At 46.3% G+C, this 26,121-nt stretch carries 26 protein-coding genes; 9 read left to right on the top strand and 17 right to left on the bottom strand.

What is annotated here, in order from left to right; genetic code table 11:
* Window positions 1-6: 6 nt before the first annotated feature.
* From AC5SXE_RS05510 to AC5SXE_RS05455, 12 genes are all read right to left on the bottom strand, one after another.
* A complete protein-coding gene (locus AC5SXE_RS05510; RefSeq protein WP_323720572.1) occupies window positions 7-981 on the bottom strand; it encodes an ABC transporter ATP-binding protein in 975 nt (324 codons plus the stop codon).
* A gap of 18 nt (window positions 982-999) precedes the next feature.
* Complete coding sequence (locus tag AC5SXE_RS05505) at window positions 1,000-1,866, bottom strand: ABC transporter permease (protein WP_323720573.1); 867 nt, start codon at window positions 1,864-1,866, stop codon at window positions 1,000-1,002.
* Window positions 1,867-1,874: 8 nt separating this feature from the next.
* The gene (locus AC5SXE_RS05500; RefSeq protein ID WP_323720574.1) at window positions 1,875-2,798 is read right to left on the bottom strand and encodes an ABC transporter permease; all 924 of its coding nucleotides are present in this window, start codon (window positions 2,796-2,798) and stop codon (window positions 1,875-1,877) included.
* Window positions 2,799-3,128: 330 nt separating this feature from the next.
* Window positions 3,129-4,742, bottom strand: coding sequence for an ABC transporter substrate-binding protein (locus AC5SXE_RS05495; RefSeq protein ID WP_323720575.1), 1,614 nt, complete (start codon window positions 4,740-4,742; stop codon window positions 3,129-3,131).
* Between the two features lie 287 nt (window positions 4,743-5,029).
* Window positions 5,030-5,509 (bottom strand): Hsp20/alpha crystallin family protein, encoded by a 480-nt coding sequence (locus AC5SXE_RS05490; protein ID WP_323720576.1) that lies wholly within the window; start codon window positions 5,507-5,509, stop codon window positions 5,030-5,032.
* Between the two features lie 188 nt (window positions 5,510-5,697).
* On the bottom strand, window positions 5,698-6,186 hold the full coding sequence (locus AC5SXE_RS05485; RefSeq protein ID WP_323720577.1) for a YbaK/EbsC family protein: 489 nt from the start codon (window positions 6,184-6,186) through the stop codon (window positions 5,698-5,700).
* Between the two features lie 18 nt (window positions 6,187-6,204).
* Complete coding sequence (locus AC5SXE_RS05480; protein ID WP_323720578.1) at window positions 6,205-8,169, bottom strand: lytic transglycosylase domain-containing protein; 1,965 nt, start codon at window positions 8,167-8,169, stop codon at window positions 6,205-6,207.
* Window positions 8,170-8,279: 110 nt separating this feature from the next.
* Window positions 8,280-8,783, bottom strand: coding sequence for a metal-dependent transcriptional regulator (locus tag AC5SXE_RS05475; protein ID WP_323720579.1), 504 nt, complete (start codon window positions 8,781-8,783; stop codon window positions 8,280-8,282).
* Between the two features lie 134 nt (window positions 8,784-8,917).
* On the bottom strand, window positions 8,918-10,087 hold the full coding sequence (locus AC5SXE_RS05470; RefSeq protein WP_323720580.1) for an ABC transporter permease: 1,170 nt from the start codon (window positions 10,085-10,087) through the stop codon (window positions 8,918-8,920).
* Window positions 10,087-11,163: an ABC transporter permease subunit gene (locus AC5SXE_RS05465; RefSeq protein WP_323720581.1), complete on the bottom strand. Its 1,077-nt coding sequence runs from the start codon at window positions 11,161-11,163 to the stop codon at window positions 10,087-10,089. Before AC5SXE_RS05465 ends, AC5SXE_RS05470 begins: the two co-directional genes overlap by 1 nt.
* Window positions 11,163-12,758 (bottom strand): sugar ABC transporter ATP-binding protein, encoded by a 1,596-nt coding sequence (locus AC5SXE_RS05460; RefSeq protein WP_323720582.1) that lies wholly within the window; start codon window positions 12,756-12,758, stop codon window positions 11,163-11,165. Before AC5SXE_RS05460 ends, AC5SXE_RS05465 begins: the two co-directional genes overlap by 1 nt.
* Window positions 12,759-12,867: 109 nt before the next feature.
* Window positions 12,868-13,995, bottom strand: coding sequence for a DUF3798 domain-containing protein (locus AC5SXE_RS05455; RefSeq protein WP_323720583.1), 1,128 nt, complete (start codon window positions 13,993-13,995; stop codon window positions 12,868-12,870).
* A 442-nt stretch (window positions 13,996-14,437) separates the two neighbouring features.
* On the opposite strand from AC5SXE_RS05455, the gene AC5SXE_RS05450 reads away from it, so the two are divergent.
* Together AC5SXE_RS05450 and AC5SXE_RS05445 are read left to right on the top strand one after the other, a co-directional pair.
* On the top strand, window positions 14,438-15,877 hold the full coding sequence (locus AC5SXE_RS05450) for an MATE family efflux transporter (RefSeq protein WP_323720584.1): 1,440 nt from the start codon (window positions 14,438-14,440) through the stop codon (window positions 15,875-15,877).
* Between the two features lie 47 nt (window positions 15,878-15,924).
* A complete protein-coding gene (locus AC5SXE_RS05445; protein ID WP_323720585.1) occupies window positions 15,925-17,295 on the top strand; it encodes an MATE family efflux transporter in 1,371 nt (456 codons plus the stop codon).
* Between the two features lie 113 nt (window positions 17,296-17,408).
* Here the strand turns inward: AC5SXE_RS05445 and AC5SXE_RS05440 are convergent, their stop codons facing one another.
* Window positions 17,409-18,569 carry an HD-GYP domain-containing protein gene (locus tag AC5SXE_RS05440; RefSeq protein WP_323720586.1) on the bottom strand — a complete coding sequence of 387 codons (1,161 nt, stop codon included), beginning with the start codon at window positions 18,567-18,569 and terminating at the stop codon, window positions 17,409-17,411.
* A gap of 247 nt (window positions 18,570-18,816) precedes the next feature.
* Here AC5SXE_RS05440 and AC5SXE_RS05435 point away from each other — a divergent pair, with 247 nt between their 5' ends.
* From AC5SXE_RS05435 to AC5SXE_RS05415, 5 genes are all read left to right on the top strand, one after another.
* The gene (locus AC5SXE_RS05435; protein WP_493916878.1) at window positions 18,817-19,290 is read left to right on the top strand and encodes a tetratricopeptide repeat protein; all 474 of its coding nucleotides are present in this window, start codon (window positions 18,817-18,819) and stop codon (window positions 19,288-19,290) included.
* 67 nt (window positions 19,291-19,357) lie between these two features.
* Complete coding sequence (locus tag AC5SXE_RS05430; protein WP_493916877.1) at window positions 19,358-19,792, top strand: YrbL family protein; 435 nt, start codon at window positions 19,358-19,360, stop codon at window positions 19,790-19,792.
* 66 nt (window positions 19,793-19,858) lie between these two features.
* Window positions 19,859-20,137, top strand: a complete 279-nt coding sequence (locus AC5SXE_RS05425) for a hypothetical protein (protein WP_493916876.1) — start codon at window positions 19,859-19,861, stop codon at window positions 20,135-20,137.
* 30 nt (window positions 20,138-20,167) lie between these two features.
* Complete coding sequence (locus AC5SXE_RS05420) at window positions 20,168-20,683, top strand: DUF72 domain-containing protein (RefSeq protein ID WP_493916875.1); 516 nt, start codon at window positions 20,168-20,170, stop codon at window positions 20,681-20,683.
* Complete coding sequence (locus AC5SXE_RS05415; RefSeq protein ID WP_493916874.1) at window positions 20,680-21,009, top strand: DUF72 domain-containing protein; 330 nt, start codon at window positions 20,680-20,682, stop codon at window positions 21,007-21,009. The genes AC5SXE_RS05420 and AC5SXE_RS05415 overlap by 4 nt, the downstream gene beginning before the upstream one ends.
* Before the next feature lie 127 nt (window positions 21,010-21,136).
* On the opposite strand, the gene AC5SXE_RS05410 is transcribed toward AC5SXE_RS05415, so the two are convergent.
* The 4 genes from AC5SXE_RS05410 to AC5SXE_RS05395 all read right to left on the bottom strand — a co-directional run bounded on the left by AC5SXE_RS05410 (window position 21,137) and on the right by AC5SXE_RS05395 (window position 24,743).
* The gene (locus AC5SXE_RS05410) at window positions 21,137-22,021 is read right to left on the bottom strand and encodes a DMT family transporter (protein ID WP_493916873.1); all 885 of its coding nucleotides are present in this window, start codon (window positions 22,019-22,021) and stop codon (window positions 21,137-21,139) included.
* A 300-nt stretch (window positions 22,022-22,321) separates the two neighbouring features.
* On the bottom strand, window positions 22,322-23,104 hold the full coding sequence (locus tag AC5SXE_RS05405; RefSeq protein ID WP_493916872.1) for a glycyl-radical enzyme activating protein: 783 nt from the start codon (window positions 23,102-23,104) through the stop codon (window positions 22,322-22,324).
* 102 nt (window positions 23,105-23,206) lie between these two features.
* A complete protein-coding gene (locus AC5SXE_RS05400) occupies window positions 23,207-24,229 on the bottom strand; it encodes a pyruvate formate lyase family protein (RefSeq protein WP_493917284.1) in 1,023 nt (340 codons plus the stop codon).
* A 100-nt stretch (window positions 24,230-24,329) separates the two neighbouring features.
* Window positions 24,330-24,743, bottom strand: a complete 414-nt coding sequence (locus tag AC5SXE_RS05395) for a helix-turn-helix domain-containing protein (RefSeq protein ID WP_493916871.1) — start codon at window positions 24,741-24,743, stop codon at window positions 24,330-24,332.
* Between the two features lie 196 nt (window positions 24,744-24,939).
* On the opposite strand from AC5SXE_RS05395, the gene AC5SXE_RS05390 reads away from it, so the two are divergent.
* Window positions 24,940-25,497 carry a hypothetical protein gene (locus tag AC5SXE_RS05390; protein ID WP_493916870.1) on the top strand — a complete coding sequence of 186 codons (558 nt, stop codon included), beginning with the start codon at window positions 24,940-24,942 and terminating at the stop codon, window positions 25,495-25,497.
* Window positions 25,498-25,812 carry a hypothetical protein gene (locus AC5SXE_RS05385; RefSeq protein WP_493916869.1) on the top strand — a complete coding sequence of 105 codons (315 nt, stop codon included), beginning with the start codon at window positions 25,498-25,500 and terminating at the stop codon, window positions 25,810-25,812.
* Window positions 25,813-26,121: the final 309 nt, after the last annotated feature.

Raw genomic sequence — 26,121 nt, 5'->3', positions numbered from 1 at the left:
TGGGCTTCAAGCAAAAAGCCAACATTTGACAAAATGTCCTTCCTCTATTGTAGTAAAGGGTGGTTCTTCCTCACGGCAAATGTCCCTTGCCTTATCGCAGCGATCGGCAAATCGACATCCCGAAGGCGGGTCAAGTAAATTTGGAACCACGCCTTTGATTGTATAAAGTTTCTTTGCTTTCCCCTTTTTTCCTATCCTGGGTATCGACCGAAGCAATCCCCATGTGTAGGGATGAGAGGGATTATCAAATATGCTGAAGACATCGCTCTTCTCGACGATCTTTCCGGCATACATGACGTTAACCTCGTCGCAAACCTCGGCAACCACGCCTAAATCATGAGTGATCAGTATAATTGACGTATTTATTTTTTTCATAAGTTCGAGCATCAAATCCAATATCTGAGCTTGTATGGTCACATCTAAAGCCGTCGTTGGCTCATCGGCGATTAGAAGCTTAGGTCCACATATCATGGCCATGGCGATCATGACCCTTTGTCTCATCCCGCCCGACAATTGGTGAGGGTAGGACTTCAGCCTGGAACGCGGTTCGGGAATTCCGACCAGATCTAAAATCGACAAGACGCGTTCAGTTATCTCCTCCGGAGATAAAGAAGAATGAATGCGAAGTGGCTCTCCCACTTGATGGCCTATAGTCAATACGGGGTTTAAGGAAGTCATGGGCTCCTGAAAAATCATCGAAATATCCTTGCCGCGCAAATCGGCCATTTCCTTATAGCTCAACTTGGCCAGGTCCTTATCCTCGAAGAGAATTTCCCCCTCTACGATCTTGCCGACCGGCGAAGGAATCAGGCCCATTATGGAAAGCCCGGTTACGCTCTTGCCACAACCTGATTCCCCGACCAGCGCGGTGAGCTTGCCTCTTTTGGCTTCTATATCCACGCCGTCAACCGCTTTTACGACGCCCCTTCTGGTGAAAAAGTATGTCCTGAGATTTCTGATCTTCAAAAAGTTGTCTTGCATCTCGCTAACTCCATTCACTCAACCTTTAAGGTAGGGATCTATGGCATCGCGCAAACCATCCCCGATAAAGTTGAAAGCTAGTACTGTTATTAATATGGCAAGCCCGGGGAGTATAGCTACCCAGGGAGCTGAAAAAAGGAACTCCTTTCCGTTTGAGACCAGAAGCCCCCAACTGGGAGTGGGAGGTTGGGCACCCACTCCCAAGAAGCTCAAGCTGGCCTCCGAAAGAATCGCATCGGGGATGCTCATCGTAAAAAGAACCATTAGCGAAGGCAGACAATTAGGGAATACGTGTTTTGCCATGATCTTAAAGTCTTTAACTCCTATTGCTTTGGCTGCCTCGATAAATTCCTTTTCCCTTATCGACAATGTCTGTGACCTCACGACTCTAGCCGCGCCTGCCCATCCGACCACGCTTAACGCTATAAACAGGTTAAACAAGGTAGCTCCTAAGGTGTACATAACTACGATCGCTAAAAGAAGCGAAGGAAAGGCCATCACCACGTCGGCCATCCTCATCACCCAATAACCAAGCCTACCTCCTACGTACCCACTTATCACGCCCAATACCGCTCCAATGGAAACGGCTATGAGGCTCGGTATCAGGCCAATGGCAAGCGAGATCCTGGCACCGTAAATTACTCGAGTAAAAAGGTCTCGGCCAAACATATCCGTTCCAAACCAATGATTTAATGAAGGTTTTAAGAAACGATTGTTGAGGTCAATCTCGTAAGGATCATAAGGCGTAACATAAGGTGCAAATATGGCTAAAACAACTAAAATAACCACTACAATCAGGCCAAATAAAGCAGTCTTGTTTTCCTTAAATGCTCGAATTACATCTTCAAACAGAGTCTCATGTGCTAGCGATTTCTCTTTTTCCATGGCCTGTCCTACTTCTCCAGCCTTATACGGGGATCTAAGAGAGAATACAGGATATCGGCCACCAAATTTCCCAGAATGACGAGAATCGTAGCAAAAAGGACGGAACCTTGAAGCAGTGGCATATCCCTGCTTTTAATGGCATCGACTGCTACCCTACCGACCCCGGGGATTCCGAACACGCTTTCGGTTATTACGGCTCCGGAAAGCAAGCTTGCCACCTGAATTGCCATTATCGTTACTACCGGCAGCAAGGCGTTTTTAAGGGCATGTCCGGTAATGACGGCCAGTTCCCTGGCCCCCTTCGATCTTGCCGTCCTGATGTAGTCGTTACGCATTACGTCGAGCAAGCTCGACCTGGTAAGCCTTGCAATGAGGCCGGCGGAACTCCATCCAAGCACAATGGCAGGCATGATTACGTATCGCCAGCCATAAAAACCCGATACCGGCAGCCAACCCAGTTTTAGGGCAAAGACGTACTGAAATAACAGGGCGGACCAAAATACGGGCATGGATACGCCGGCAAGGGAAAATCCCATGAAGAAGTAATCAGTCACCGAGTACTGCCTTATAGCAGATAAAATACCTGCAGGGATGCCTACGATCCACGAGACCAAAGCAGCGGAAAATGCCAACACCATCGTCCTGGGAAATGCCTGAAGGATCAAATCAGTCACGGAACGCTGCAATTTATAGGACGTGCCCAAGTCTCCGTGCAACAACCCCCACAGAAACCTGAAATACCTTATTATCCAGGGGTCGTCTAAGTGCATCTGGGCGCGAACCCTCGCTACTACGTCGGCGCTGACCTTTTCCTTCATCATCAAAGCCACCGGATCGCCCGGAACGACGTTCAGCAATACAAATACGAGAAAAGTCACGCACAAGAGGATAGGGATCGATATGAGCAGTCTGTTCAATATATATTTCCACACTTAATAAATCACCCTTCTTGCTGTGATATTGATCAAAACATCGAAAATGAATAACCAGGCTTTATCCTCAAAGAAACAGGTTTATAGGTTTTAAGAGAAGTCTTTAGGTAGCTCTGGCTAAAAGACACACCACAACATTCGTTAACGTTGTGCCGCTAAATTAACGTTGTGTGGGAACCCGACTTTTTTGAGGGAAACCCTATATCGCTTTTTTAAGATATCGTTTCATTCTCTGGTTTATCATCACCCATCAGGTGCCAAAAACCCTGTTTGCCCTATTGACTTTTGTTTCCTCTTTCTGCAACACGGCACCAGGCACCTTAATCGACGTCATTCGACATTCGTTTCGTAATATGACAGGTCGCTCCAACCGTTCCACGGAACGACGAATTTCTTCACCCTTGGGGCAAGCACGTATAGGTGTTCTATATTGAAAAAGGGCACCCATGCTGCCTGATCGTGGACGATCTTTTTTTCAAGTTCGCGATAAAGAGCTATGCGCTCCTTCTGATCGGTTATGGTCCTCGCGCGATCCAAAGCCTCAAAGACCTCAGGGTCGTTGTTGTTAAATGAACGTACTACAGTTCCGGATTTGCTAAAAAAAGTGTAAAAGAAGTTATCGGGATCGTTAAAATCGGCTGACCATACCTGCATGTAGTGATCCGAATCGCCTGTTTTTCTCACGGCATAGTATGTCGATTCATCGACCTGGCTGATCTTGACTCGAAAGCCCGCTTCTTTAACCATCGCTTGCACGAGCTCGTTCATTTTAGCCCAAGTCTGTCCCCAGGTGCTCACTTGGACTAAGGTCATATCCACTCCGTCGGGGTATCCAGCTTCGGTTAAAAGCTCCTTTGCCTTTATTGGGTCATAGACGATTGGCTCAAGATCCGGATTGTACCCTATTAGCCCCTTTGGCATGACGCCGTGGGCCAAAGTGCCGCGTCCATAAAACAAGGTGTCTAAAATCATCTTTCTGTCGATGGCCATTTGAAGGGCTTTGCGGACCCTTACGTCTCCGAAGGGTTCCTTTTTTTGATTGATGCACATGTAATATATCCCAACCCTTGGACCGCTCACGACGCGATCCTTCCATTTTGGGTTCTCAAGAAAATAGGGAATCTGAGAAAAGGCGTAGTCGCAATCAAAGATATCGATTTCGCCGGCCTCAAAAAGCATTCTCATGGTCTCCGGGTCAGTTACAACCCTGACAAATATCCTGTCCAGTTGCGGACGCCCGTGATAATACTTATCGTTGGCCACCAGCGTTACATGATCGTTCAGCACGTACTCCTTCATTATGAAAGGTCCCGTTCCGCAAGTCGTTTTCGCGGTGAGGCCAAATTGATCTCCAGCTTTTTCGGTGAATTTGCGATTAAAAATGCTCGCCTGCGGGCTGGCCATGACGGACAAAAAGGGAGCGAAGGGCTGGCTTAATGTGATCTGGACGGTGTATTTGTCCAACGCCTTTAACCCTTTGGTAGTATCTGCTTTTCCGTCAAGACGGTCTTGAGCCCCGTCCACGAAATTGAGGATATCCGTGTTCAGAGCTTGGGTTTTGGGGTCCAACATTCGATCGAAGGTATAGACTACATCGTCCGCGGTCAATTCCTCGCCGTTATGGAAATAAACGCCCTGCCTAAGATGAAAGGTATAGGTCTTACCGTCAGGAGTGACCTCCCAGCTTTCAGCTAAGCCGGGCACCAGGTCCGAAGCTCCGGATTCGAGGGTTATGCACTCTATCAGCCTATCGAAGCAATTAAGCGGCAACATATAGTAGGCGGTATTTTTCTGACAATCAGCGGTCTTTGGATCATCGGGATAGCTGATCCTCAACTCTTTCTCCTTGGCACTAACCATGGTTACCGAGCCCACTAAAAAAGTCAACGCGAGGGCGAGGAAGATTGTTGTAAATATATGAAATCTCTTTAAATTACTGCTCATTTTTCACACCCCCAAATCAAAGATTTTATGACCACTATCTTAACATCAGAAATATCGATAGTCCATGAGGAGCAGAGCTTTCAGGTCAGGGAACCCGCAATTAATACGCCCCGGAAGGGAGAAGCAGTACCTGAAGGCCGTATCCCCAAGTTGAAGCCACCTTTGTGGTGGGCATGCTAAACAATCCGATCGAATGCGGATCGACAAGAAAAATGCCTTTCACCCCCATATTCTAAAGTTAGGGTGAAAGGCATTAAAGCTACATTTTTAACTTTTAAATGTAAAAATTAGTCTTCGTATTCGATATCGATACGATAGCCGCCCTCTTCTTCGGGTTCCTTTTCCGGGATCGTTATCGTGAGCACCCCGTTTTTGTATCTAGCCTTGGCCTTATCGGGCAACACTTCAACGGGAAGGGCAATCACCCGTGAAACTTTACCGTAATAGCGTTCGGAACGAATTATCTCTTCCGACTCAACTTCTTTGGCTCCCGATTTCTCCGCTCTCAAGACGACCTTATCTTCATAGATCTTTATATCTATATCCCTGGGGTCAAGTCCCGGAAGTTCCGCTTCAACTATGACGTTGCCATCCTTCCGATACACATCAACTGTCACCGCACCTCCACCAAATACGGGTGGCATAAATCTGGAAGCAAAATCGTCAAACACTCTGCTGATCTCCTCTTGCAGTTTGTCGATACCCGTCCAGGATGGGTACCACCACATACCGCGTCCTCTTCTTTCGGGTAATTCAGGTCTTCTCATGGCTCACCACCTCCCCTACTCTTTTTGATCTTTCCTGACCTTCACTTTTATTGTAGCAAAAAAGGCCCTCAGTTCAAATAATATCGATAACGATTAGCGACGATTAACGGCGATTATTACAAAATAAACTTCATATTCTGATATATTCTCCGCCTTTCTTGCGTTTTCTGCAATTTTCCGGTGGTTGCTTACTCCTTTTTCAAATCGCAGATCAATCCTCCGGTGATCCTTACAAGTTCGTCCGGCGAAACGGGGAAAAAGGCATGATCGTTGCCTGCGGCTGCCCAAAGGATTTCGTATTTTTGAACATCTTCGTCGATCAGGGTTTTAATTTTCACGTCGTATCCTATGGGAGGAACACCTCCTATTTTGTAGCCGAAGTTTTCTTCTATATACTCTGCTCCCGCCATCTTGACCTTGCGAGCGCCCAAGTGCTTCCTTACCTTTTTTATGTCTACCTTGTTGGGACCGCTCATGAGCACTAATACTGGCTCATCGTCCACCAAGAAGATGAGACTTTTTAGTATCTGTTCCTCGGGAACGCCTATGGCTTTGGAGGCATCTTCGACCGTGAAGATCGTGTGGTCGCTCACAAAAATTTCACCGCTATATCCCAAGCTCTTCAAATCATCCCATACCCTTTGCACTTCCTCGGTGTAATGTCGATTGCAGCTCATAACGTCACAACTCCTTCTTTACGTTTTATCTCCATACAATGCCTTATATATCTTATAATTAGCGATGACCTTTCGCACGTACGTCAAGGTTTCATTGAAGGGAATGTCTTCAATCCACTGAGTTACGTCAAATTCACCCCCCTCGGGTAGCCATCGCGTCACATTGCCGATGCCCGCGTTGTAGGCTGCCAAGGCGAGCGGCAAGTCCTTTAGTCTGCCCAAAAGCCAGGAAAAATGTGCGACTCCCAAGCGTATATTGGTCTCGGGAGAATATATGTCAAATTTTTTGATCCCTAATTTCGCAGCTTCTTCATTGGCTGTAGCCGGCATTAGTTGCATCAAGCCGCTAGCGCCCACCCAACTTGTCGCGTTAGGGTTAAAAGCACTTTCTTGCCTCATTATGGCCCAGATGACGTTGGGATCTACGCCAAATTTCTCGCAAGACGCCTTCACCTCAACCTCGAAAGGTGTGGGATACAAGACCTCCAGTAAGCCTTTGGATATGGGTCCGTCACCTTTTATCGAGTACTCCAGTGGCCTTGCTATGTTATAAGCAAGATCGAAGTTGCCAAGCCAGCTGTAAAGTCGTGAACTCCTATAGCGAGCTGCAAGGTTGCTACTTTGAGATAAGATCTTACTTTCCCAAAATATGAATCCCCAAGCCTCCATCTGACTTGGCTTGCTCTGAAATTCCTCGGGAAGGCCATCTATGATTTTGCCCTCTATTTCTTCGGTTAAAAGGCCGTAATAAGACAATGGGTAGTTAACTTTTAATTTATTTAATAGCGCCTCGGCTTCCTTTGCATTTCCTGCGCTCTCAAAGGCACGTGCAGCCCAATAAAGCGTCCTTGCGGCCCATAGGTCATCTCCATCGTAAGCGCTTGCCCGCTTAAAATGCTCAGCTGCCCACGAGTGGTCTTCATTTTTCCATGCTTTCCACCCCATTCGCCACAAGACCTTCATCGAATAAAAATCATCTTCTCCCGAAAGAAGCCGATCCGACAGCGCGCGCGCAGTTGCCTCGTCACCGACATCTTCGTAGTATGAGATGAGGTGATATAAGGCAGCCCTAGCTACTTCACCATCCGGTCCTGCCAATATTTTCAAGACCTCCATGGCCTTTGCGTTTCCTTTGCTTGCAAGCATTGCCAGCCTTTCGACGGAAGCCAGGGCAAAATCCCGACCCCCTGCGGCAAGTTTGTGCCAAAGCGCGACTGCCTCTTCATAGTTTCTGAGCCTGTAGTTGGAGTAAGCACGGTAGTAACTGGCCTTATGCCAATGAGGAGAGCTTTCGTCTATCTTTTTTAATAACGCCTCAGCCTCTTTATAGTTGCCCTTTAAAAAGGCAGCATACCCGAGGTAAAAGGGAATTCGAGCATTGGTGTCCTCAGGAAACTGCTTTAAAAAATTCAAGGCAGTCGAATTTCGCGGTTGAATATCGAGCAGTGCAAATGCTTCTTCGAGACCGGCCGAATCGATGGAAAACAGCGCAGTCAAAGCTTGCACCCTTTGGGCATCATCCGAGGCAGACGACATCATGGCTCTGCCCCACTTTTCCTTTTCAATGCTTTCTTCTGTTCGAAAAAGCCCGTAGGCTACATAAAAACGAAGCGCCCGGGGGGAAATAGGCCAAAGCTTGTAAAGCAGAGTTCTTGCCTCTTCTTGCCGATTAGTCCTTTCAAATGCGAGGGCGGCATAAAATTCGCCATAAGGCTTTACCAAAGTGGGAAATTTATCCTGTATCTCAAGCAACACGTCCAGGGCTTCGGCATACCTGCTCTGAAACCAAAGCGCGTTGGCATAAACTGACCATTCTCGAGGCGATAAGTAGTCTTTGTGAGTTTTGAAGTATTCATCCAAGGCCTTCCATTGTTTCGCCACAAACAAAGTATCTACGCTTTGCGGCGAAGCTTCGACACTGGTAAGCCCTATAGAAAGGATAGCAAGGAACGACACAATAATTAAGGGAAGAAACTTTCGCAAAAACAGATCTCCCTTCTTCGCTAAACGTTAGCATTAGTATAATACATTCGACGATAAATTAAAAACAAGGGACCTGCAAAACCTGGCCGTAACCCTCCCTTGGAAAAGGGTTATTGAGCAACTTCGCTTTCTCGAGACATCTCGTGGCAGCAACAGGCAACACAGGCGAGGTTTTTATCGTCGCCATCATTTATGAACTTCCTAAAGTGCTCCAAGAACTTGGGTTTGGCATGGGGACAGGTAGACAGAAATTCTATAAAGGATAGAAAGCGTTCAAGACAGATGGGCGATATGTAATGTTCTATGGCACAAGCGTTGTCTTTTGCCTCATCGCTTGGCAGCTCCAAGACATCTTCAAAGAATTTATAGATCAGTTGTTCTTTTTGAATTAATGTCTTGGCCTTTTCCCTGCCCAAGGCGGTAAGCTCGAGATAGCCGTATGGCTCCTGCTCAACGTATCCATCTTCTTTTAACATGGAAACTATCCCTACAACGGTTGGAGCCCTCACCCCCATGACTTGAGCAATATCTTTAATGCGTACTGCCCTGTTTCTTTCGCTGAGCTTGTATATGGCCTTAATGTAATCTTCTTTTCTTGGCGTTAATCTAGACATTAGCATCACCTATCTTTTTTAGCTTAGTATAATTATGTACGAAATGCGTCCTTTAGTCAAATCGATGGTTTCGTTCAAAAGCGCACATAAAGGCTCAGCAAAAGCTCGTCTTGTCCAGATTAATCGTGATTCTTTTATTCTCCACCGATATCGGCTTTAAGCAATGCTATTCTTCTTTGTTCTTGTAAACTCTGCCATGCGTGCAGCGCCAAGGCGACGCCTATTACTCCATATGTCACAAAAACCCTGAAGTACTCCCCTATCATTGCGTCTCCAACAAGGTTTTTCCCTGCAAGGGGAGACACTATAAAGAGAGTATGAAACAAAAGCGTTCCGAGCAAAGCTTGGCCAACTGTGGCCTTTTTAACGGATGCTCCTCCAATCAATATGGCTGCAACGGCGAAAGTGCCAACCTGGACATGGCTCCCATAGGTATTGATGTTACCCAAGTTCTGGAGAAAAATAACTTGTCCAAGGCCAGCTAATATCGTTGAAAGGATAACAGCGATAATCCTGACTCTATTCACGTTGATGCCCGATGCCTCTGCAACATACATGTCCTGTCCCACTATTCGAAACTCCTGGCCTAGCTTAGTTTTTACAATGTAATGTATGAAGAGGCACAAGGCCAAAATCGCTAGGAAGGTTGCAACGGGTATTGACACGGGGAAAACGTGGCCCGGGATCTTCACCTGTATTTTCATGAGGTTATCCAGGGCGTATTGCATGGGCTTTATATCCAAAGTATTCCTCAGTCCTATGCTGCCGGGAATGAGCATCGACGGAACCCTTATGGGTATGATGTTTCCCATGAAGTAAAGACATATCAACTGGTAGATGCCGTTTGCAAAAAATCCCAATATGATTCCCGTGATCATTTCCTTACCTTTTGCGTGGTTAAAAAGTATTCCCGTTAACCAGCCAAACAGCATGGCTAAGGGTATAGATAAAAGCGCGGTTGTCAAAAAGCCAGTCATGCCGGCCATTTGCCAATTTACCGTGGCGACATAGGCAAATTGCCCGGCCATTGCCCCGAGGACAATGCCGAAGTTTAGTCCCATGCCGGCCAAAACTGGAATTATGAGGGAGATCACTAAAAAACTGTTTCGGGCCATCCGAGTGATGATCTCATTGAGTAAAAAAGGCAGTGGCAATCTGCTGTAGTACCCGCCAATGACGCACAGCACGAAGAAAAAAATGGGCACGATATTTTTGCGCAAAAACCACTTAAGCTCAAATTGACTTTTTTGTGATTCATGCATGTTATCTGAAGCCGAAAAGGGAGCTTTTTCTTCTTTAGCCATTAGGCGCCACCTCCGATTTCCCGGCGTGTCAATGCATAAAGGATGATCCCGTTGCTTATTATTATCCTTGCAACTTCAGCAAGATTCTCGGATATGACTAGGTTAGCAACGGGCATAGAAACAACTAGGATCGACTGGAAAAGAAAACAACCTACCGTGGCATGCCAGATGGTCGCTCGATTCAAGGTTGCTCCTCCTATTAGTATGGATGCCACAGCAAAAAAAGCCATAAAAAGAGGGGCCATGTAGAGTTGCAAAAAACCAAATGTCTGGGCGTATACGATGATGCCCACTGCCCCTAAGGCTTGAGAAACCACGGAACCTATTGTGCGATAACGGTCTATGGAAAGACCGCAAGATTCTGCAAAACGAGGACTTTCACCCACCGTCGAAAGAGCCACTCCGGTTTTAGAATGCATAAAAAGCCACACTATTAAGCAAAAAGCTCCATAAAAAAGCAGCAATCCCGTTGGTATCGTGACACCAAAGACATCGAAGGCAAGAAAATTATTTAAAATCTTGTCGAAGCGGCCCTCCAAGGCTATAGTTACACGTAGGCCACTTCCCCCGTAGGGCCAGATCATTTCAGGGCTTTTAAAGGGCGACAAAAACCAAAAAATGCACATAAGTGAGACGATTGAAAAACCAAAATATGTTCCCACCGTCATTTCCTGTCCCTTGACCTTGTTGAGCAGTAAACCATATAAGTAACCTGCTATGGCACCCAATGCTCCACCCAGACCGACGGCGAAGAAAAAGGCTTGAAAGCCTCTTAAATCAAGTTCTATGCTGAGTACGGCCGCAATTAGTCCACAGGAAATTCCCAGTGGAAGGCCAAAATTAGGCCCTGTCCCTGATCTTATCGTTGGAATCATGGCCAAAACCAGGATGCCGTTCATTCCGAAACGACTCAGCATGCTGGATAGTATCTGATCCATGGGAAGATCTAAGATCTGTGCGGCAATTAAAAGGATGATCAAAAAAAGGAGTATTATCGATCTGGCTACTCCAAAACTTGCGATGCCTTCTTTTATCCTTTGCCATATGCTATGTTCGTTGAAATCACCCGAAGTCATCAAAATACCCCCTCTTTAACAGCCGAAAGTTCCCCTGCCATCATTAAGCCAAATTCTTTGTCGCTTGCGTCAACAGGAAGGATACCCTGCAAGCGACCTCTGTAGATGATGGCAATCCGGTCACAAATGGAACGAAGTTCGGCAAGTTCGGAAGATGTCATGATAATTGTGACTCCCAGCTCTTGGTTCAGCTGCAAAAGCAGATCGAGTACGATCTTTTTAGCGCCCACATCGATCCCACGTGTCGGTTCAGAGACAAAAAGAATCGAAGGTTCCAAGGTGAGTGCTTTGGCTATGCAGACCTTTTGTTGATTGCCTCCACTGAGACGCCTCACTATTTGATTTGGACCGGTGCAGCGTATATCCAGATCTTTAATCATTTTAAGTGCGTGTTTTCGGATTAACTCTCTGTCTATCATGTTAAATAAATATTTTTTAAGAAACTTGCCTCGGCTCAACAAAGCCTGAACAACAATGTTCAACTCTATCGTTTCGTCTAAAAGAAGTCCCATTCCTCGCCTATCTTCTGAGACAAAGGCCATGCCACTGCTTAGCGCCGAAAGCGGAGAGTTAAGCTCAACTTCGCCATAGTTTGCGACGTGAACATGACCTCTGGCAGGATATAATCCCATGATGCCGTTGGCGATTCCTATTTTCCCATGACCGGCCAATCCGCCTATCCCCAATATCTCTCCGTCATGGACATTTAAAGACAGGCCCGAAACTCTTTCCCCCGGCATATCGACGTGAAGGTCTTTAATCGTGAGGATCGGTTCCCCATCTCCTTTAAAACCCCTGCGGGCTCGAGCTGATATATCGACTTTGCGTCCAACCATGAGTTCTGCGAGGACTTCAATGGTGGCTTCCGACGATGGAAGCTTTCCGACCACTTCGCCATCCCTGAGAACAGTGATATTGTCGGCCACCCGCAAGACCTCATTGAGCCTATGGGTTATAAAAAGGATAGAAATGCCTTCTCTGGAGAGCTTTTTCATTACCTCTATCAGCATTTCGGCGTCTTTTTCCGTCAGTACGGCTGTAGGTTCATCCAGGATCAGCAGTCTAAGTGAGTCTTTATCCAGCTCTCGGGCAATTTCGATAAACTGCATGAATCCAACGGGCAATCCAAGGACGGGCAACATTTCATCGATATTTAACTCCACCCGATCTAGTGCTCTTCTCGCATCCTTTCTCATTCTTTCAAAATCAAGGATTCCAAGTTTTTTTCCCAGCAACTTGCTCAATAAGTTGTCTTTAACGATTTCACGATTTATCTTTATATTTTCCGTTATGGTCAGCCCGGGCAACAACATGAATTCCTGATGCACCATGCCGATCCCTAATTCCAGAGCATCATAGGGCGAGTTTACTTCTACCGGCTCTCCATCGATAAAAATCCTGCCTTCAAAACCTCCCGTATTTCTTATGACTGGCATCCCAAACAAGATATTCATTAACGTTGATTTTCCGGCTCCATTCTCACCGACAAGGCCATGAATCTCGCCGGGTGCAACAGAAAGGTTCACAGAGCGCAAAACCTTGTTGCCGAAGTATTCCTTGCTTATATCTCGCATTTCCAGACGGGGAGCTTCCATTAAGAAATTCCTCCCTCCCTCAAATGAAGTAAGCTACAATGTAGCGGGGTCGCTCACAGGCGAGCAACCCCGCTAGAGCTTTTAATCTCTTTGTTTAAACGTATGCTTTCTATTTATTTGCGCCAAAGATTATCGACTCCCCAACGATGAGCAAGAAGTTATCTGCTTTTACTCCAGCTTCGACGTTTTCGTAGGATCTTATCCTTGACTCTTCTCCAAAATACTTGTAAAGCAACTTTTCCATATGAGCTCTATCGTATCCCGATACTTTGCCATCGGCGACATCAAAGGCATACTCAGTTGAAGCATAGGTAAATGCCATGTTGGCGGGAACTTTCCAAGTCGCAAATCTTCCGGCCCTGCCCGCTTCGACAACCTTTTCTTCAATGGCTTTTAATATGAATCCCACATCTCCGGCCTTATCCGGGGGTATTTCTATTCCGAGCGATCCAGGATATCCGTGATAAGGGCTGGGACAGCACTGCTCTGGGAAAAGGGCACCTGTCGTCATGACGGCCTTTATTAACGGTTCTTGCATTCCGCAGTTGGTGCTGAAAAAGGCGGTGTCCACGCCATATTTTTCTACCTGACGAGGAACGTCTTCCAGGACAAATTGCTGTGTTCCGGCTATGCCGGCATCTCCGGTCGGATCGGGTGCGTTGACGAAAACAAACTCGATCCCCCGCTTTTCGCATTCAGCCTTCATGATGTCTCTGCGCTCAGCGAGAAGAGGATAAGACATATGGCGAGGGAAGGAAATATGACAGAAGGTCTTAGCGCCCATTTTTTCAGCCAGCTCAATGATCGTGACACCACGCATCGGATTATCCGTCTCAAGACATATATCTGCTTTCTGGACGACAAGCAAGGGATCTTCATGGGGAACTATGTTGATGAAAAACATATCGGGACGAAATTCTTTAACCTTATCGATGGCCGCTGCCGAACCGGGAACGCCTTGCACCAACACTATGGCCTTTACGTCCGGGTCGGAAGCCATGCCCATTATTTGCTGAATAGTGGTTTCCTGCTCATCCATGAATTTGTCCGGATAGGTAACGTGAATTACCCTGTTTTCGCCGTATTTTTCAATCATTTCAAGTGCGGCTCTGTACTCTTCTTCTCCTTGAGATGTGGTGCCCGTCATGATCCCCACCTTGGTGGGTCCTGCAAAAGCCGCGCTTGCAAAAGCTATGACAACAATAGCAACCACCAATACGTGACATAACCTTCTCATTTAACCACTCCTCCTTATCGCGACGTCACGACGTCTTTGATAAATACAAATCCCCTGAACAAACAACTAGCCAACCTATGTTATGCTGCTTTTTTAACTTTTTCCCAGGACTACCTTTGCTCCATTCCCCCTTTCTTTATCTAGTATAATATATAATATACCGTATATATGATTCATGAAAGCTTCATATTGATTATAACTGAGACTATTTGATGTAGCAGATTTGAGGTCCATATCGTTTATATCATATTGTAGGTATACACAGAGGGTCAAGCTTGGAGTCTAGATAAGACGGACAATTTGCTAATTGCAGATTTATTCCTTTTTTATCCTTCGGCACATACAAATGTAAATACCTCTATGGTGCATGATATAATCTTTAAATATGCTATGATTGATTGAATTTTACGGAAGACCAAAAGTTGCAAGGAGCGATTTTTGTATGGCAAATGAGCGCGAACGAAGAATTGAAAAAAACTTAGTAGAAGGCGAACTTTCACGGTCCATATGGAAGCTTGCAGCCCCAATGATGATTGGCGGGTTGCTGCAAGATCTTTTCTCGATGGTGGACTTATATTTTGTCGGTGAATTAGGACACGTTGAAGTAGCCGCACTTGCTATTGCCGGTACAGTTGTAGCTATACTCATGATGCTGGTTCAGGGCATTGCCGTAGGAACGATGGCTCTCATCGCACACTTTACCGGAGAAGAAAATCACGAGATGTCGGATATTGTTTTAGGGCAAACGCTTATCCTGGGCATTATCGGATCGGGCGTCATGGTATTAGTAGCGCTTTTTCTTGTGGACCCCATTTTAAGGCTTTTTGGAGCCACAGGGGACGTTTTAATCTATGCGGGAGAATACCTTAAAATAAACTTCGCATTCGCTGTTTCCATTTTTATTTTTGTAGGGATAAACTTTGCTCTGCGCGGTTCTGGTGATGCCAAGACTCCTTTGTACGCGCTGATAATTGCAAACATCCTTAACATCATTCTTGATCCGATGCTCATCATGGGGTATGGTCCTTTCCCTGCAATGGGCGTAGCCGGCTCTGCCATAGCGACGGTTTTAACCCGAGGCATTGGCGTCTTATTTCTTTTAAGACATCTTCTCGTTGGACACTCTACGCTTCATTTAAAGCTCAAATACCTTAAGCCTCTTCCCCCTTTGATGAAAAGGATTATTAGTATTGGTTCCTTTGCCTCGCTTCAAGTCTTTATTCGTGAAGTGTCCTTCCTCTTTTTGATGCGCCTGGTCACGTCCTTCGGTCACGTGACTCTTGCGGCGTATGGAATAGGTGCGAGGCTTAGGACGCTCGTCATAGTGCCCGGCAATGGATTTGCTGGCGCTGCTGCCGTTTTAGTGGGACAAAATCTGGGCGCTGGAAAGCCCAAGCGGGCGCAAAAAGCTGCATGGCGCACCGTTGCATATTACGAGCTTATTCTCATCCCGATCATCATAGTTTTCCTGACCTTTGCGCCAGGTCTCGTAAGATTTTTCAACGACCATCCGGAGGTCGTTACTATAGGCAGCTCGTATTTACACTATCTAGCTTTGACATTCCCCTTTCTTGCGTTTTCGCTCATCCTTGGCCAGGCGATGAATGGCGCGGGAGACACCAAAGTGCCTACCATCGTCAACGCAATTGGTCAACTTGGTTTTAGAATACCTTTTGCATACCTTTTTGCACTCGTCCTCAAAATGGGTTATAAAGGGATTTGGCTTGGAATCAACGCTTCCGATATTGTCCAGGGTATTGGGATGATACTTGTCTTTAGCACCGGACGTTGGAGGAAGGCATTTGTAAAACATAAAAAGAAGCTGGCTCGCGAGGCGGGGTTCCTACAAGCTTCAACAGAGTGTTCTTCGTCCGGCTCTTAACCTGAAACAAGCCCACACTAGTTAAGAAATATAAGAGGAGAATAAATGTGCAGCGCAGAAAGACCGTAAACGTGGACATGGGGAAAGACCCTGTACCGCATGTGCTGTGGAGCCTTGCGATACCTTCCATTATCGCGACACTGGGACATACGATATTTCACATAGCGGACACAATGTTCGTGGCCTGGTTGGGGACCGTACCCCTGGCAGCCATGTCTCTCATATTGCCCGTTATATTCGTGGAGTATGCCTTGATGAGTGGCTGTACTATCGGAGCTACCACGCTCATAAGCAGGAACTTGGGCATGGGAAAACTTTATCGCGGACGCTACCTGGCAAATGCCACCCTTTCCCTCGTCTTCATGATATCCCTGTTGCCATGCATACTTTTAATCCCAAGCGTGAGGGATCCCTTCTTTGCCTTCATGGGCGCAAGCCCGGAGGCAATGGTCTACTTAAATAAGTATCTCTTTTGGCAAATTTGGTCTTTTCCCGTAGCTTCATGTAGTCTGCTACTGGATGCCGTTTACCGGAGCCAGGGGAATGCCATAGTGCCCATGTCCAGCCTGCTGATAGGAAATGCTGTAAATATAGCCTTAGACCCATTGTTCATGTTCACCTTTGGCTTGGGAATAGGCGGCGCTTCGCTTGCGACGCTCGTGGGCAGGTTGCTAACTTTGTTATACTCCATTTCAAAACTGAAGCAGCATAGCAAGATACACCCTAAGTTTAGTTTCGCGAGAAACACGATTCCTACCTGGCGCAATGTCACAGCCATTGGGCTTCCGCTTTCCCTATCCCAGATTAGTTTTTCGGTCGGTGCAGCTTTGCTCAACAGGATACTTGCCCAATACGGGGAAGCGGCGATAAGCGGATGGGCGCTTGGTAACCGCATAGAAGATATCGCCTTCCTGGTAGTATTTGGGTTCAATGCAGCTTTAGTTCCCTTCGTTGCCTACAATTTGGGCAAGGGCGATTACGGCAGAGTTAAGGCCGGATTTGTCTTTGCGGCTAAATGGTCTGCCATATTGATGTGCAGCATTGGAATCTTGCTATACATCTTTCCCATGTTCTTTTTGTCCATTTTCAAGCCAGATGGCCTGACATCCCTTTATTCAACGGCCTCCATAAGAGCTTCCACCACTGGCTATCCCATAGTCGCACTGACAATTATAATAGGCGGCGTATTCCAGGGTGCAGGGCACACGCACTACAACTTATTCGCCCAGGTTGCGCGTAATATTCTGGTTCGTTATCCGGCTGCGGTAACCTTAAACGCCCTTTTTGGCATTAATGGCATATGGTGGTGTCAACCCATTTCTTCTGTCGTAGCCTTTATAATATCGCTATATCTGTTTAAAAAACTGGAGTCTTCTTTTAATACATCATCCATCGAAACTGTTGAAAAAGCCGGTTAAAATCATAAAAATAATCCGCCAACTGTGTGGCGGACGACAACAGCGAAAGGCATAAGAATTGACCATGCTTTGCCCTTATTTTTAAGAGAATTTTCTATAAGCCCTTTGTTTCTTTATTCATTAAAATTGCCTATCACTCCTTTTATATAGAGACCAGGTGCTTGTTTTAGATTAATAACGTGTTCTTCTTCAAGAAACACGCCGTTAAAATCCGAGAGAACCATAACGACCGGTCGAATCATGTCGCCGTGGTTGGACGCAATTACGACTGCGGTGCTTTGATTGGACAACTCGACAACAGTACCCGGCGGATATAAGCCAAGAGCCAATACCAATTCCCTTGCCACTTCAGGATCAAAGTGAGTGTTTGCTCCCATGATTATTAAGGAGATGGCATTATAAGGAGATTCAGCAGTCCTGTAGACGCGGTCCGTCGTAACGGCATCAAATACATCAGCCACAGCGGCGATCCGAGCAACAAGCGGGATAGCGTCTCTTGTAAGTCCATCGGGATATCCCTTGCCATCTACTCTTTCATGATGCCACCTTATGATGGAAAGTATCACTAAGTCCTCTATGCCGTTTTGCCTCGCAAGGTTAAAGCCATCAACGGGATGAGCTTTCATAATTGCGTACTCTCTATCGTCCAAACGTCCGGGCTTGTTGAGAATTTCAAGGGGGATCAAAGCTTTGCCGATATCGTGAACCAAGCCGCCAATCGTAATTTTTTCTACTAACTTTTTATCCCTTCTGCTTAACCTTGCCGCCAAAAAACCGGCAAGCAATGCAACGTTAAAGGAGTGTACATAAGTATATTCGTCCTTTTCCCTCACCTTGATCAGGGATAAAGTTATAGCATCCGATTGCAAAATCTCTTGCGTTAAGATATGTCCCGTAACTATAAGAGACTCGTACAAGTCTCTGGCATCCTCACCGCTAGCTATCCTCTGATAAAGATCGCCGATTTGCTTCATAGTTTGATTTGCCAACTCTCGGTCGATTCGCTTGACCGGTACATCTAATTTTTCTTTATATTCCGCACCTTGACTAAAAAAATTATTCTGCAGGTCAACATCGCTCGAGTAAACGCTTATATATTCAATCCCTTCTGCTTTGAGCTTTGCGATCAAATTTTTCTTCGCTACACTGCTTAACCAAGAAAGATTTGAACCTCTAGGCAATATAAGTGCCTTAGCTTTTGATACGACATCCTCGGCCACAATTCCTTTGAATTTTTCTAAATCACTGACGGGGATCTTTTTTGCTTTTAACATACAAGATCACACCCTGGATTATCTTTTATTATTTAACAGTTCATGGTGCGGAACTTCGATCCATTAAAGGGCTATGAATTCTAAAGAAATTTACGCTCAACGTATCCATTTTATCATTTAAATGAAATGTTGTAATAGAAATATCAACAAAGTCTATAAAAAGTCAAAAACATTCTGTAGCGCAGTCAAATAAAACAGTCCATGTTGTACAATACATAAAGGATTTTTATTTAAGGAGGCGCCCCCTTTGAACGATACCATTGAAGCCTTGAACATAAAAAAATTGATTCAAGACAACAACTACGATGAAGCCCTGCGCAATGCGGAAAAAGCTTTGGACACAGCCCAAAGAGAACTTGGCGAAAATCATCCGGATCTGGTTCAATACTTGGACCTTTTAGCCGAAATTTATAAGGCGAACGGTAACCTAAGGGGCGCGAAAAAGGTTTACAAAAAAGCTCTAAGGCTTTGGATGAATGCCTTCCTTCCCAAGGATAACTATAAGTATTTCCTGGCCGATCTTTTTCCCATGTTTTTTAAATCGCCAGCTCTGCAACCGCGGTTTAAACCTGACAAGATAATAACGCTAAGGCCTGAGCTTTTGATCCACAGCGGCAGTAAAAGAGAGGCTTACGTGCATCCAGGGGACCCAAATTTATGCATAAAAGTTGACAGGCTTTGGAAAGAAGGGTTACCACATTTCTCCGAGAAAGCGACTTAAAAGACTCCTAATGCCCTGGCTCATAGATTTTTGGTCTAACCGAGAAGAAGCAAGAGTCTACCGCTCTGTGGCCCTTAAAATAGGCGAAGAATTTTTCGAACACGCGCCCAGATGTTATGGCATCGTGATGACCAACCTGGGACCCGGGCTGGTCGTCGAGCGCGTTAGTGACGAGGATGGCTCATTTTCACGACCCATCGACGTTTACGTGAAAAATAACCCAGACAAGTTGAAGCACGCCCTGGACCTTTTGGAAGACCTTCACGATTTTCTAATCGAACACGACCTTGTGATATATGACTGGGCCAATCCTGCTAATTTCCTGGTGCGCAAACATTCTACCAGGGGTGATAAATTAGTCGTCGTGGATTGGAAGACAGAAGGAACAGCTGATAAAGACCTGCCATGGCGCGACATCTTTCCGGCGTTGGCCAGAAAAAAAATGACCTTTGAGTACAATTGCCTGCGCGAAGATATAACGCGTTTAGGCTCCATTGCTTAACTTTTTAAGCGCTCTCTATTGATGCCATCGCAGCGGCCTCGTTTATAAAAAGGGTGACGATACCTCATGGTTAATGAGAATAAGATGTTAAAGCTGAACGAAGCAGAAAAGACGTGGCTTGAAGAGCTTGCTTCTGCGTGGGGAGTAAAGCTCATTTTTAGGGAATATCTGGGCGCCGATATGTTCGCCCGAATCACCATAAGCTTCCGAGGGAGAAGCCTGGGTGGAGATTCTTCAAAGCTTCGACCCCGAAGACTACTACGGCCAATGGGGAAACCGATGACATCACGCCATCTGAACTTTTCAGGTTCCTGCTCCTTCACGAAATCGCTCACCTACAGTTAGAACACGAAAAAGAAAAGATCCCGAAACTACGTGCGCACCAAAGAAGATTGGCAAGAGGTCATCCGAAAGCGGGAGACAAGAGCCGATCTATGGGCCAAAAGGCGACTCAGGGACCCTTGGCCCAGGGAAGACGAAAAAGGAAAGTGCCTAATCGGCTGCAGCGGGTGGTCTTACGAATCGTGGAACGGAAACTACTATCCACCTGACTTAAGGACTGGCGATAGGCTTTCTTATTACGCCCAAGATTTCCAAACCGTTGAAATAAACATGTCCTTTTACCGAACCCCTTTTGAAAACATGCTTCGGTCTTGGGCTAAAAAGGTTCCTCCCCGTTTTTATTTTGCCGCCAAAGGTTCAAGGAGGATAACCCATTACCGGCGCCTCAAAGGTTGCGAGGAAGAAGTGAAAAATTTCTTCGAGAGATTTGCCCTGCTGCCCCAGCTTTCATGCGTTTTGTGGCAGCTTCCGCCTTCGCTTAAATATGACGCTTCATTGCTGGACGAATTTTGCCACCTTTTGCCAAAACACCAGAAGGCAAGCCATTGAATTCAGGCACCTTTCCTGGTGGGATAAGCTCAGACGAAACTGCGGAAATTTTATCCAAACACGAGGTCGCCTTCGTTGGGATAAGCCGCAGGGGTTTTCCCGATGAAGCACCCGTGACGGCAGAGTCCAGCTATTTTCGCTTTCACGGATTGGGCAAAAATACTTACCTGTGGGACTACAGCGAAGAAGAACTCCTGCCTTGGGCGCAGCGCGTAAAGACGTTACTTGAAAAAGGCATCGACGTCTACGCTTACTTCAACAACGACTTCGAAGCCCTGGCGGTCAAAAATGCCAAGAAACTTTCAGAAATGGTGAAATTGCTTTAATCGGGCTAAATGGGCAAGGTCACAACTTGCCAATTAAGGGGCCAAGACGTTGCGGGAAATCAAAAAGGACAAAACGGCCCCGAACTCCTGCCAAAAGGACATTGATCCTCATTTTGGATCCTTCAATTTACCGCGACGCCGATGCTTTAAGAGCTAAAAATGACCCCGCAAGCACGAGGACCCCTCCGAAGTACTGAGTGATGCTCAGGTATTCCTTAAAGATTAAAAGAGACAGAACGACAGTTACGAGAGGTTCTGCCATGCTTAAGATCGCAGCTATTGACGGAGAGGTCAGCTCAACTCCGAGGAAGAAAGCAAGAAACCCGAAAAGGGAAACAAAAGCAACAAAACAGAGCAACACCCACGTGGAACTTGCATTGGGAAGGGCCAAACCACGCGCGGCCGACCCTAAGATGAGGAAAGAAATTGCAGAAAAGAAACAGACGTACGCGACGACTACCTGGTAGGGCACGTCTTTTATGATGAAGTTTCCGTAAAGGATATAAGACGTATATGATAAAGCCCCGAGACCGGCCAGCAAGACTCCTTTGATGCTGACTGAAATCGCAGTTTTTCCGGAAAGAAATACGAGGCCCGTGAAAGACACTCCTATCGCAAGAATGAGAGTTATTGAGAGATATTCTTTATTAATATAAGAAGAACCAACAGAAACCAAGGCGGGATAAGAATAAAAAATAAGGGCAGCCATGGACGCCGGGATGTATTTAAAACTCGAAAAATAACTAAAACTTGTGAGGGTAAAGAGGACACCGCCAAGTATGAATAATTGAAAAAGGTTCTTCCTGCCCACCATCAGCGCAGCTTTTCCCCTCCGTAAATAAAGCAAGCAGAAAAGAGCAACAGATGCAATAGTAAAACGCACCAAGTGAAAAGACATAACGCTGACATCTTTCTTATAGGCAAACACGGCAAGGATAGGGATAAATCCGTATAAGAAAGCGGACAAAAGGACAAAAAAAGCACCCTTATAGCGACTGGTCACGTCCTTCATCGACAGTAAACCTCATTTGTTGGATTAATGAGACTCCCAAAAAGATGATATAGATTATTATAGCAATAACAGGATTGATGACAAAACGACAGAGCAAGCGATCGATATTCTACGTTAACGTTCAAACAGCGACTGACTATCGAGCTTTAGCCTATCTTCGGTTTTTAGAATAAAGATGGGGCTGCTGAAAAAATGTCTGAATCTCCCGTAAATGAACTATAGTTTAAATAGGGGCTGAGCAAAAATAAAGCTACACCAAGTGTTCTTTATGTATATTTGTTTTTCAGCAGTCTTCATATTTTATTTAAAGCGGACAACCTCCACTCCTTCTTCGGCGATGATCTCCTCGAGCCTGCGTATATGCTCTTTGGAGGGTGCCTTGAAATCATGTCGAAACTCCTCGAGCCCCAGCAAGCTATACTTAAAGGTCCCGAGATTATGGTATGGCAGCATCTCCATTTTCTTCCATGTCATGTGTTGGTAAACAAACCGTGCAGTGTGCCTTATGTTTTCCTCGCTATCGTTGACGTCTTTGATAAGGGGAACGCGGATGACCGTCTCAATCCCCGTAGCGCCAATGCGCCTGATGTTATCGAGAATAACGCTGTTTTCCACTCCCGTAAGCCGCTTATGTTCAAGGCAGTCCATATGCTTAATGTCAGCAAATATAAAGTCCAGCTTTGCCACTATATCTGCCACCTCTTCCCAACTGAAAAAGCAGGAAGTCTCTACCGCCTGGGAAATGCCGAAGTGTGAAAGGGCGTTTACTAAGAGGCGCAACGACTCGGGAGAAAAGAATGGTTCACCCCCAGACCACGTAACGCCCCCGCCTGAAGCTCTATAGAAAATAAAATAGCGCTTAAGTTCTCGAACAATTTCTTCCACCGTCATAAAACGACCCATTATCTCGCGCATCCCCGAAGGCAGCATGCTTTCCTTGGGAACTGGTGTCCATGTCTCGGGATTGCAACACCAAAGGCACCGCAAAGGACATCCACTTAGGAAAACAGTGGAGCGGATCCCTTCTCCGTCGTTCACGGTAAAATGAAGTATCTGCGATACGCAGATTTTTTTGTCTTTCATCTTAAAAGTTAATAGGAGCCATGCTCCGTTCGGGCTATGATGGCATCCTGCATCTCTCTTTACTTTTCCGGGAATAAGGTCTTAACAGCTATGTTAGGCTCATTAAGCCTGCACAGGATCGTCATTTCCATACTTGGGGACGCCAAGAGCCTGATTGCGCAATTCCTCGAAACCCTCCCAATTTTTATCTAGGGCAAGGTTGAGCTCTCCCAGAGATGTAATTTTGTCCTCAAAGACAAGTTTCTTTATCGCGGCCAGAGAATTGGCCACTACCCCAAGGCCGATCCCGGTTAACACGGGCCCTATGTTATAATTTGCCCCACCCTTACTGAGATCTGCCCCCTTTTTCAGACATCCGTCTACGCAGGCCGACAAAAAGGGGCGCGGGACCATTTCCATATGAATTTTTTGGGCTACGACCGTTCCTATCACGGCATGTTCTATTAGATTAGAAAGTTGTCTAAAAAAGGCTTCTTTCACTTCCTCAAAATGGGCAAACTCCTCTATAGGTTTTTCCGGTAACCCCATAAGCTTACCCGACAGACGACTCTTCCCTTGATTTAATGCATACTCTAAGGCTGCTCCAAAGTTGACGTTAACGGCGGAAGTCCATTCTCCCGTCTTTCTGAAATGGGGAACGACACAACCACAATTGCTCCAATCCCTTGCATCTTCGGGATCGTACCCCATCTGAAGTAACATTTCATATCCTGCCCTATCGCTATGGATGGCGGGAAATCCCAACCCCTTGCTCACGAGTTCGGCCACGGCCATGAGGAATTCATCTGGGCAATCGGGATGAATTCGTACGCTCAAGCCCGGTTGATGGGTCTTGACGCTCTCCGTGGCCTTCAGGCAAATATAAGATAACTCATTGGTGCCGTCGCTTCCGTCTCGTTTTCGGCCACCCACGGTTAGATTTTGAAACTGGTTATATCCGGCAAAGTAATTGGCCGTGTTAGAGGAGATGGTCCACACCCACTCTGAAAGTTTAAGCCAGAGGCATTCCACGAGCTCTTGTGCCTTTTTGCGATCCAAACGGCCAGCCTTTACATCGGCTTCATAGAAGGGATACATATATTGGTCGAAGCGCCCGAGGTTTAGGGCAAGGGGATTTTCCGAGATGATTGATCATTAAAGGATCAACTTCACTAAGCTGTTCTACAGGAAGCTGAATTTTAACGAATATAGCCCCCAAAACATGGCGCCAGGAAGCACTCGAATTTTAACGGATCTGCGCCGCCCCAAAACATGGAGTTCGCGCGTTGTGGGCTTCGGAACAAGAATAAGCTCCTTTCTCGAGGACAATGGCCAAAATCTCAGATCTAGTCTCCCCATCAAAAGGAAAAACAGGATATACCCGAAATAGTCCGTTATCACTGACGATGGGAGAAATATTCTCTTTTGAGATGACCACCGTTTCTGACCTAGGAACCTCGGTAAGATCCGTGAGCGAGACTCGCAGTCCATTTGCTATTTTCCAGACTGTCTGGAGAGTGGGGTTTGATTCTCCGCGCTCGATTTGGCCCAACATGCTCTTGCTCACGCCTGTCAGTTCCGATACCTTATCGAGGCTGAGCCTGCGCTCCTCTCTAATTCTTCGGAGATTAGAAGCCAAAATCAGTTGCATATTTTCCATCGACAACTCCCCTCATTCTGTTTATTATAACGATCAATATGTGCGTTATAACGGTTTATTAACCATACCACTCTATTGGTGTTTTAGTCAACCTAGACTCGTTCGTTATCGTAAATAATACCGATGCGTCATTGTGACATGTTATAATATCTTAGTAGCAGATGAATTAATAATTTATTCAAAGGGGGATTGAGCCATGAAATCAATGAAAAAGGCAGCCCTTCTCCTTTTCTTGATAGCTGTCTCGATGCTATTTGTTAATTCTGCCTTCGCTGCCATGGGTGAAATACAAAGTTTTACTTTCAAAGGCACCGAAACGGACCTTCTGGGGATGAAAGAGACCTTGAAACCGGACGGCAAACCTGATGCTCATTTCATCGTTTCCATTAAAGGCGCCGGAGCTGTCACGGGGGTAGAGCTTAAAGCTCTAGGAACGGATAGGGCATGGGACACAATTCCCGGCAACGAGAAATGGGGAATGATCGTACAAGACGGCAAGGGAGAGGATTTAACAACTGCCTCGGGGTCCTTTTCGACCAAACCATTTCTCGCTTTAATTACCCTTCATCTCTACGTTGCCGACGACGGTACCGCCTTTTCGGAAACACGGGAATATGAGGTCACCGTTTCATTCATGGACGGGAGCACCGCAACGGCGAAGACAACCGTTCCGGGAATGCCCGACATTTTTAAACGCGAGGAAGTTGAAAAGGCCGAATTGCCTGCAGGTCCGAAGAATTATCGGCAGTCTTGATTGGGGATTGGAGACAAAGATGTCGTAGGTAAGTCAGAAAAGATCCATGGCGACGGCGTACGAGACGCCCACTTTAAGGTACGGTTTAACGCCATATCCGTAGTTGAAGAAATTTCGATAAGAAACGTGGACGGCACATCTTCGGCCTGGGATACCGTCCCTGGCAATGGCATATGGGCCATAGCGGTGTACACCGACGGCAAGCTGCGAAACAGGGAGGACGGAAGCGTAAAATTTGCCGTAGAGGGCGATACGACACTTGGACCTTTGGGTTGCCGACAACGGCTCCATTGCAGCCGGCGCTACGCGATATGAAGTGATCGTTAAGTTCAATGACGGCACGGTCTTGCGCAAAGTAGCAGAGCGTCAGGAAGTTGCAAAGCCGGTCCGTCGGACAAGGGCATCCTCTCTGCAGTGTTGATTGAGCCCTACAAGAGGGAGACCTGACCTCAAGAAGCGAGGCCCTGAAGGGCGACGGAAAGCCCGACTGGAAGATCGCCCTTGAACTGGTAGCCGAGGGAAAGATCATCAACTTCATCGTCCGCGGCGATGACGGAGCCTCGGAATGGGATACGATACCGGGAAACGGGAAATGGCTCGTTGCGGTGACGGACTCTTCCGGAA

The sequence above is a fragment of the Acetomicrobium sp. genome, assembly GCF_059026225.1.
This window is presented reverse-complemented; position numbering and strand designations above follow the sequence as displayed.

Coding starts and splice junctions, on each gene's coding strand:
- AC5SXE_RS05450 (WP_323720584.1), top strand. CDS start 14,438: ATGGCAAATGAGCGCGAACGAAGAATTGAAAAAAACTTAGTAGAAGGC.
- AC5SXE_RS05395 (WP_493916871.1), bottom strand. CDS start 24,743: ATGGAAAATATGCAACTGATTTTGGCTTCTAATCTCCGAAGAATTAGA.
- AC5SXE_RS05425 (WP_493916876.1), top strand. CDS start 19,859: ATGGTTAATGAGAATAAGATGTTAAAGCTGAACGAAGCAGAAAAGACG.
- AC5SXE_RS05495 (WP_323720575.1), bottom strand. CDS start 4,742: ATGAGCAGTAATTTAAAGAGATTTCATATATTTACAACAATCTTCCTC.
- AC5SXE_RS05465 (WP_323720581.1), bottom strand. CDS start 11,163: ATGACTTCGGGTGATTTCAACGAACATAGCATATGGCAAAGGATAAAA.
- AC5SXE_RS05460 (WP_323720582.1), bottom strand. CDS start 12,758: ATGGAAGCTCCCCGTCTGGAAATGCGAGATATAAGCAAGGAATACTTC.
- AC5SXE_RS05490 (WP_323720576.1), bottom strand. CDS start 5,509: ATGAGAAGACCTGAATTACCCGAAAGAAGAGGACGCGGTATGTGGTGG.
- AC5SXE_RS05510 (WP_323720572.1), bottom strand. CDS start 981: ATGCAAGACAACTTTTTGAAGATCAGAAATCTCAGGACATACTTTTTC.
- AC5SXE_RS05455 (WP_323720583.1), bottom strand. CDS start 13,995: ATGAGAAGGTTATGTCACGTATTGGTGGTTGCTATTGTTGTCATAGCT.
- AC5SXE_RS05475 (WP_323720579.1), bottom strand. CDS start 8,783: ATGTCTAGATTAACGCCAAGAAAAGAAGATTACATTAAGGCCATATAC.
- AC5SXE_RS05485 (WP_323720577.1), bottom strand. CDS start 6,186: ATGAGCTGCAATCGACATTACACCGAGGAAGTGCAAAGGGTATGGGAT.
- AC5SXE_RS05440 (WP_323720586.1), bottom strand. CDS start 18,569: ATGTTAAAAGCAAAAAAGATCCCCGTCAGTGATTTAGAAAAATTCAAA.
- AC5SXE_RS05390 (WP_493916870.1), top strand. CDS start 24,940: ATGAAATCAATGAAAAAGGCAGCCCTTCTCCTTTTCTTGATAGCTGTC.
- AC5SXE_RS05470 (WP_323720580.1), bottom strand. CDS start 10,087: ATGGCTAAAGAAGAAAAAGCTCCCTTTTCGGCTTCAGATAACATGCAT.
- AC5SXE_RS05410 (WP_493916873.1), bottom strand. CDS start 22,021: ATGAAGGACGTGACCAGTCGCTATAAGGGTGCTTTTTTTGTCCTTTTG.
- AC5SXE_RS05505 (WP_323720573.1), bottom strand. CDS start 1,866: ATGGAAAAAGAGAAATCGCTAGCACATGAGACTCTGTTTGAAGATGTA.
- AC5SXE_RS05405 (WP_493916872.1), bottom strand. CDS start 23,104: ATGAAAGACAAAAAAATCTGCGTATCGCAGATACTTCATTTTACCGTG.